This is a genomic window from Glaciecola sp. 33A (assembly GCF_002836745.1).
GTDB lineage: Bacteria > Pseudomonadota > Gammaproteobacteria > Enterobacterales > Alteromonadaceae > Glaciecola.
In genome coordinates this window covers 211,616-219,022 of record NZ_PJAR01000035.1, presented here as the reverse complement: position 1 = coordinate 219,022, position 7,407 = coordinate 211,616, and the positions used below count along the sequence as shown (strand labels likewise).

Below are 7,407 nucleotides of genomic sequence, written 5' to 3'. Positions count from 1 at the left end.
AAAAAGTGCCACAGACCGATACCTCGGGCGTAGCAAAAAAAGGCGTATTCAATAAATCGTTATTCAAATACGATAAAACAAGGATATCTATATCTGCCTGCGGGTGAGGAATTGGTCCATCGCCGCAACGTGACAGAACATGGTCTTGAGCAAAAGGTATACGTTAATCATATTGCTTGCCGAGACTGCGCTATCAGCGCTAAGTGCTAGCCTGCTGCGACTGTCCCTTGCTTAAAGGTCTCTATTTAGCGTTCTCGCCTCGACGTTAATTTACCTTGTGGCACATTCTAAGTGTGCTGACTTTGCAGTTCTTGTTCATTGACACCAAGCGTATTTTCACCATCTTGTACAGACCAATACCAAAGCTGTTCTTTACCCACTTGTTCGGTTAAGGGGGACAGGGTAATGGTGAGTTTGCGCGACGGGTCAAACATCAATGGTTTAGGTAAAGGGAATAAGATTTGGTTACATTGGGTAGGGATGTAGTGTGGATCTGTGCCAAACTCTATGCCATTACTTAGTTGGGCGCTAAACCAGCCGTAAAGTGCTTATATCTCAGCCTTTTGACTAAATAAATGTAACCCTTTTCCCGCCACAGGCGTCTTATCTTTCAAAGGAAATAAAAAGTCTCTAAATGGAAAAAGTAGGATTCGCCCAATATGTACCAAATGCAGTTGTGAACGCAGCAAAAGATGGCGATCACGAAGCGTTTGAACGTCTTTACACTACGTATGTAAATGCGTGTTATAGCTTAGCTTTTCGTATAAGTAGCGATCGTAAACTGGCTGAGGACATAGTACAAAATAGCTTTATAAAAGTGATCCACAAAATTGGTGGGCTCGAAAATCCAAGTAGTTTTGGCGCATGGCTAAAACGAATTGTTGCAAACGAAACAATTTCTTGTTTACGTCATAGTAAGTTAATGAATATTACACAGTTTGTTGAAAGTGCTGAACAAAGCTTAGAAAAGGAAATAGATTCAGAACAAATCGCTTATCACAGTGGCACTCAGGGAGAAACAGAGTGGGAGCTGGAAACGTTAGTTAAAAAGTTGTCGATTGAGCAAAAAGCGGTGCTTATGCTGCATCAAGTTGATGGTTATAAACATGAAGAAATTGCAAATATGTTCGGTAAATCTATTAGTTTTTCGAAAGTTACTTTAAACCGGGCATTTAAAAAACTTAGAGAGCAAATAAAGGTACAAGGCCTCAACAATGGCGTTGAACAGAATAAAGAAATAAGAAAATGGAAAAAGCCATGAACCAGCACTTAACCGAAGCACAACTTATATCTCCTGACAAAACAGCGCAATTGCATATGGCACAATGTACACAATGTACTTCGCTGTTTCTCAAAAATCAGGGAATAATAAAACAACTAAAATCAATTTCGGATATTGAAGCACCGTCAAATATAAAAAAAATATCCCCTTATTTAATGCAATCATTTACCGAAAATAGAGCTCAGCACCGAACTAAAATAGTTCAAATAAAACAGTCGTGGTTTAAACTTCCACTGGCACTTGCTGCTTCAATTATCTTTTGTGTAGTCGCGTTCAATGTTGCTAAACAAGAAATTTTCAATAACGAACATAGCCCTGATTATCAAATTGTCAATGAAGCTGTCGCTCTTGAGAAACTGCAAGCGTTAATTGCTTCCAATCAAAAACTAGAAATTGAAATTAAATCATTCAGACAAGTATTGCCGCAATACACACTTGCCATATCATCTGAAAATTTAACCCGTTATGAGTTTTACACTGAATTACATGCGATTGATGATGAACTGCAAAGCGCTTATTTTACCGAGGGTACAGTAGAAGAAAAGACCAAACTTTGGAAACAACGTTTAAGCTTATTGAAAGTAATTAATGAACGTTTAACCACCCAAAAAACTCAACACAAAAGGGTATAATTATGAAACTCAAAACGTATACATTCGTCTCTCGTACATTAATTTTTGTCATGGGTTTATTTCTGAATACGGCATACGCCAGCGACACCACAGAGCTTACACCAGAATCTAAAGCCTTATTAGAAGAGTTCGCCAAAGCCGTAAAACCAATGTTGGTTAGTATAGCAATTAATGCCCAAATCAATGGTTCGGATATTGGATTGAGTCAATCAGTGCAAGTCCCGAAACAAATTCGTTCGAATGCCGGCTTAGTACTTGATTCAGTTATGCACGAATTTGGACTTAAGGTACTTGCCGTTAGTATCGACAGCGCGGCAGAAAAAGCCGGCATAGAGGCCAACGATATAATACATTCTATTAATGGCAAAACAGTCGCTAAAATGTCACCAATGCATATCAAAAAACAATTGGACCTTAATGGGGTCACCAATGTTGGTTTATTCTCGCCGGAAAAAGTAATTTACGTGCAAATGATTACTGAACAATTTGTAGTGCCAAGTATCGATATTCAGGTTTATGATGAATCTTCTAATAATCCCAGTACCAATATTGAGACTGGAATAGACGCAAGTATTGAAGGACAAAGTTGCGGGATCCTTTCAACCGAGCATCAACCGCTCGAGCACAAGCGACTTTTTCAGGCCAGGGCATCAAAAATTAATGGAAAGAATGTAAACAGAAGCTATAAAAATATAAGACTCGCTCCAGGAACATACACTATTGACGTGCAGTCTTTCGTCCCTAAATCTGCATTCGATAACATTCCAACACGCCCAGCAAGAGCAAATACGCTGACTATTTTGATCAAACCTAATGTTCGCTACAACGTTGCTGCACGTCTACTAGATAACAGATATGCCAGAGGCAATGAACATTGGGAAGCAGTGGTTTGGGAAACGAAAGAAGCAGCATGTAAGGGAGTATCGAATGAAAATTTTAAACCCATCTAAGTATTGGTGCGACGCATGAATTATTTTATTTATTTACAACAAAGAGTTATACAAAAAACAATGTGTATATTAAAGCTAGCTATCGTGATTAGTCTAATTTCTTTAGGGATAGTGAAAAGTTACGCTAACCAAACAACAGAAAACGTGGATACTTCTTTTACGGCTATTAAAAACCAAGTAATCAAGGTTGTAAGGGCTATTTCCAGGGTAGAGCAAAAAAAGCACGGGAACACAAACCATATTCAATTTTCAGTGGATATCCCGGCAAACAATGTGGCGACCTTAGGTTTGATGCTTGATACCTCAATCAGCGATGAATTAGCACAAAAAGGTTTTCTAGTAACGGCAGTTCAAGAGCATAGTGTGGGGGCAATGTTAGGCATTAGCGTTGGTGAAATAATAACTCGTGTTAACAGTGAACGTGTTACCGAATTAACTGCCGAGGATAGACTCACTGAGCTTTTGGCTTTGCAAGAAGGTGATATTCTAAATTTAACTATTTATAATGACAAAGCGTCATCCGCAACTAGCTTGCGCACAGCAGCCTTCCTCATTGAAGGAGTTAAAACACCTCGCATGCAGGTTATTGTGGGGCAGCCCTGACGGTTTTTATTAGCACTTTCGTGGGGTTTTGAAAATAAACGGTATGAGTTATATGTACTTGCCACATATACCGAGCTAAAACATCTATGTCGATGATATATCAACAAAAACGAAGTCAAATTCTAATGCTGAGGTAAGCAAAGAAAAAGAACTTGGTTGCGGTGAAAAAGTAACAGTCAAATACCTTGCAAAATATAGTAAGCTAGTCAAGCGTAAAGTATATGACTGATAAAGATAGCTGAAGACCCAGAGTCTCTATTTAAAGACATTTAAGTTATTCGACTGATTAGTGTCACTAACGGATGTACTTAGCGAATGAACTTCGAGTTCTTGCACCGTGTTACCGACTCTCGGCGAAGTCCAGTGGATGGTCTGATAATAATCGTAAGGGTGCTACGCTCAAGTTGCTTGACGCGATATAGACAATACTGTTCAGCTAAGAGTTGATAATCGTGTTTTCATATTTTCACATGATTTTATGCAAAACATTATTAACATAAAATAAAAAATGTTGAACCGTCAAGCAGTGAATGACCGTAGTAGTGAAGAACAAAAACTAAAGGATCGTGTTCGACGATGATATTACCTATAAAAAACGCTCAAAAACTATCAAAACGAACCACAACGTTTTCTAGTTCACTCGCGTTACGCAGAACACCAGAGCTATGCAGTGGCGCTGAAGACGAAAAGCGCGAAGAGATAGCCCTTTATTTCACCAACACTTTTGATACCTATACCCAGCTTTTTGATTGCTTGGTTGATGAGGCCGCTTTTTACCAAAAGTCCACCCCCTTGCGCCATCCACTTATTTTCTATTTCGGGCATACTGCCACGTTCTTTATCAACAAGTTTTTGTTGGCAAAACTAATATCTGAACGCATTGACCCTTACATGGAGTCAGTCTTTGCAGTGGGCGTTGACGAAATGAGTTGGGACGACTTAGGCGAAGAGAATTACGACTGGCCAAGCGTTGCAGAGGTAAGAGACTATCGTGCCAAAGTGCGTGCTAGAGTGTTACGCTTGATTGATACCTTAGAGCTTACTTTGCCGATTAATTGGGAAAGTCCCTGGTGGCCAGTGGTCATGGGTATTGAGCACGAGCGCATTCATCTTGAAACCTCCTCCGTTCTGATCCGTCAGCACACGCTTGCCAATGTCCAACAGCAGCCTCAATGGCCGGCTTGTAAAGACAGCGGTGAGGCGCCAAAAAATAAGCTAATTACCGTACCTGCAGGCTCGGTTTGCTTAGGCAAAAAATTTGATGATGCCTACTTTGGTTGGGACAACGAATACGGTCAACATGAGGCTGAGGTAGTCGAATTCAAAGCAAGTCAATATTTAGTCAGTAACCAAGAGTTCTTAGAGTTTGTTGAAGCCGGTGGCTACGAACACAATCGATTCTGGAGTGACGATGGTCTTTCATGGAGACAGTTTACTGAGGCCAAATACCCCAATTTTTGGCGTTGGCACAACGGTTGGCGTCTACGTCTGATGACCGAAGAAATAGACATGGCTTGGGACTGGCCTGCTGAAGTTAACTATCATGAAGCTAAGGCATTTTGTGAGTGGAAAGCGGAGCAAAGCGGACAACTCATTCGTATGCCTACGGAAGATGAGTGGCATAGATTGTGCGCACAAGCGGGCGTAGAAGAAATTAATAACGATGCGGCCAATGCTAATTTGCACATCGATCATTACGCTTCTTGCTGTCCCGTTACTCATTATCAGCACGGGGAATGGTTTGATGTTGTGGGCAATGTTTGGCAATGGACTGAAACGCCAATATACCCCTTTGATAACTTCAAAGTGCATCCTCTTTACGATGATTTCACCACGCCTACCTTTGATGGCAAGCATAACTTGATCAAAGGGGGTTCTTGGGCATCTAGCGGCAATGAAACTAGACGTTCAGCGCGATATGCGTTTAGGCAACATTTCCCCCAGCACGCAGGGTTCCGTTATATTGCCTCTGATGCCGAACCGGTCGACCCGAATGCCTATTACGAGAGCAATCGATTGCTGTCAGAGTATGCAGAGTTTCACTTCGGTGAACAGTGGTATGGAGTAGAGAACTTCCCGAAAGCACTCGCCGATATTGCGCTTGAGGCAAGAAAAGGAAAACCCATGAGTAGGGCGTTGGACTTAGGCTGTGCTTGTGGTCGAGCAAGCTTTGAGTTAGCGCGACAGTTTGAGCATGTAGACGGTATCGATTTCTCAGCTAACTTTACGCGTTTAGGCGCTAAAATGGCGCAGCAAGGAGCGGTTCGTTACGCGCGAACAGAAGAGGGCGATTTGGTCAGTTACCATACTCGTACATTAGAACAGTTGGGTCTGGCTGCGTACGCAGACCGAGTTTCCTTTTACCAAGGGGATGCTTGTAACCTTAAACCGCAATTTACGGGTTATGATTTAGTCTTAGCGGCCAATTTAATTGACCGACTATATCAGCCTAAGGGCTTTCTTAAGGACATCACGCAACGCATCAATGATGGCGGATTACTAATTATTGCATCGCCGTACACTTGGCTAGAGGAGCATACGCCGAAGGAAGAGTGGATAGGGGGCTTTAAGAAAGACGGTGAAAACTACACGACGTTGGATGGCCTGAAAGATGAACTTTCAAGCCACTTCAAATTAGTGGGTGAGCCGCGCAAGGTGCCGTTCGTTATTCATGAAACCCAACATAAGTTTCAGCATACGTTGTCTGAGCTTACTGTGTGGGAGCGCTTGCCGCGTTAATGAGTGCGTCAATCTCTTGAGTAATTATGTTGTGGTCAGTCAGCTGTTCAAACCAGCTGGTTGCCACAGAATCAGTCTGCAATCCCAAGAGCGTTCCCAGCACCATGCCTCTGTGCACATTATCGCCGCCTAGATTGGTGTTCACCCGAAGTGCCTGCCAAGGATCATCTTGATATTTATAAGCTAGGTAAAGAACAACAGGCCAAGAATCTGAAATATAACATGCCCGTGAAAACAAATCTCCGACTACTTGGTGGTCTGGTAAGTTGCGTTTGAGTAGACCGTCTAAATTGAGTCCTGGATTGCTCTTGCTTGCTTCTATCAAGAGTGCTCTAACGCCGGCCTCATCGGGTCCCTGCATCAAGCCACAGAGCAGTTGAACGTAGCGATCACATACCTGCATTAAGGATTCATCTGGATGCGTTAATGCAAGATGCTGGCGACATGCAACTTGGATATCGGATTCACTGGTCCCCTTAAGTCGTTCTGAAAATACCAATGGCGCAATTGTCACCAAACCGCCAATAGAAGCTGTATCATGTGTTTTCATCGCGCACTTCTCTGGTTTACGACCGAGTGCTAAGTTGGCAAAAAATCCGCGATGATATGATTCCGCATAGGTATCCGGGTGCTTTGGTGGTTGCGCCGTCATAAAATCAATGTAAGCGCTAACAAACTCCTGTCGATCGTAATGTGCAGGCGTATGACTCAGTGTTCGCATTAAAAGCCGAGTGCAGTGTGCGTTTAGGGTATTTTCGCCGGCCTGCATTCCTTGATGGTAATGTACGTTGGGCGTATCCCAGAATTGCGCCTTGTCCTGTAAAATAATGTCGCCTACCACTTGAGCTGAATGATCTTGAGATACATTATCTTTTGGTGAATAGCCGGAAGTTGAGGTTTCTTTTGATTGCCGGCCACCTTTGCGTTTTGAATGCAAAGACATAATTGAAGATGGATGGAATTCAGGCGCGGCTTCAAATCGCTGAATGCCGCCAATAAAATCCCGTTCTATTTCGAGGGGCTGATAGTACCAATGCACCGGCATGGCAAGAGAATCAGCGATAAATGATGTTTTAAGCGCAGAGTCAACGCGCGATGACTGAGAAGACCGATGGTTCATGTTATTGCCTCTAAGACCTAATAAGACCTAATATCACCTAGTAGCATAAAGAACTCGCATATAAATTAATCCCGTTAATTT

General features: G+C 42.3%; 7 protein-coding genes and 1 pseudogene. 6 read left to right on the top strand and 2 right to left on the bottom strand.

The window, feature by feature from the left end:
* Window positions 1-207 (top strand): annotated as a pseudogene (locus CXF81_RS20275) (IS5/IS1182 family transposase); the annotation flags it as partial.
* A gap of 80 nt (window positions 208-287) precedes the next feature.
* Here the strand turns inward: CXF81_RS20275 and CXF81_RS19835 are convergent.
* On the bottom strand, window positions 288-434 hold the full coding sequence (locus CXF81_RS19835) for a hypothetical protein (protein WP_157825520.1): 147 nt from the start codon (window positions 432-434) through the stop codon (window positions 288-290).
* A gap of 200 nt (window positions 435-634) precedes the next feature.
* On the opposite strand from CXF81_RS19835, the gene CXF81_RS07210 reads away from it, so the two are divergent.
* The 5 genes from CXF81_RS07210 (at window position 635) to ovoA (ending at window position 6,206) form a co-directional block, all read left to right on the top strand.
* On the top strand, window positions 635-1,261 hold the full coding sequence (locus tag CXF81_RS07210) for an RNA polymerase sigma factor (RefSeq protein ID WP_101180683.1): 627 nt from the start codon (window positions 635-637) through the stop codon (window positions 1,259-1,261).
* Window positions 1,258-1,914 (top strand): hypothetical protein, encoded by a 657-nt coding sequence (locus CXF81_RS07205; RefSeq protein WP_157825519.1) that lies wholly within the window; start codon window positions 1,258-1,260, stop codon window positions 1,912-1,914. Before CXF81_RS07210 ends, CXF81_RS07205 begins: the two co-directional genes overlap by 4 nt.
* Window positions 1,915-1,916: 2 nt before the next feature.
* Complete coding sequence (locus CXF81_RS07200; RefSeq protein ID WP_101180681.1) at window positions 1,917-2,864, top strand: PDZ domain-containing protein; 948 nt, start codon at window positions 1,917-1,919, stop codon at window positions 2,862-2,864.
* Window positions 2,865-2,879: 15 nt separating this feature from the next.
* Window positions 2,880-3,467 (top strand): hypothetical protein, encoded by a 588-nt coding sequence (locus CXF81_RS07195; protein WP_101180680.1) that lies wholly within the window; start codon window positions 2,880-2,882, stop codon window positions 3,465-3,467.
* Between the two features lie 576 nt (window positions 3,468-4,043).
* On the top strand, window positions 4,044-6,206 hold the full coding sequence (ovoA, locus tag CXF81_RS07190; RefSeq protein WP_101180679.1) for a 5-histidylcysteine sulfoxide synthase: 2,163 nt from the start codon (window positions 4,044-4,046) through the stop codon (window positions 6,204-6,206).
* Here ovoA and CXF81_RS07185 read toward each other — a convergent pair.
* Window positions 6,178-7,326 carry an ADP-ribosylglycohydrolase family protein gene (locus tag CXF81_RS07185; protein ID WP_101180678.1) on the bottom strand — a complete coding sequence of 383 codons (1,149 nt, stop codon included), beginning with the start codon at window positions 7,324-7,326 and terminating at the stop codon, window positions 6,178-6,180. The genes ovoA and CXF81_RS07185 overlap by 29 nt on opposite strands.
* Window positions 7,327-7,407 lie beyond the last annotated feature (81 nt).

Excerpts from the sequence above, each read along its gene's own strand:
- CXF81_RS07185 (WP_101180678.1), bottom strand. The coding sequence starts at position 7,326 with ATGAACCATCGGTCTTCTCAGTCATCGCGCGTTGACTCTGCGCTTAAA.
- CXF81_RS07195 (WP_101180680.1), top strand. The coding sequence starts at position 2,880 with ATGAATTATTTTATTTATTTACAACAAAGAGTTATACAAAAAACAATG.
- CXF81_RS07210 (WP_101180683.1), top strand. The coding sequence starts at position 635 with ATGGAAAAAGTAGGATTCGCCCAATATGTACCAAATGCAGTTGTGAAC.
- CXF81_RS19835 (WP_157825520.1), bottom strand. The coding sequence starts at position 434 with ATGTTTGACCCGTCGCGCAAACTCACCATTACCCTGTCCCCCTTAACC.
- CXF81_RS07200 (WP_101180681.1), top strand. The coding sequence starts at position 1,917 with ATGAAACTCAAAACGTATACATTCGTCTCTCGTACATTAATTTTTGTC.
- ovoA (WP_101180679.1), top strand. The coding sequence starts at position 4,044 with ATGATATTACCTATAAAAAACGCTCAAAAACTATCAAAACGAACCACA.
- CXF81_RS07205 (WP_157825519.1), top strand. The coding sequence starts at position 1,258 with ATGAACCAGCACTTAACCGAAGCACAACTTATATCTCCTGACAAAACA.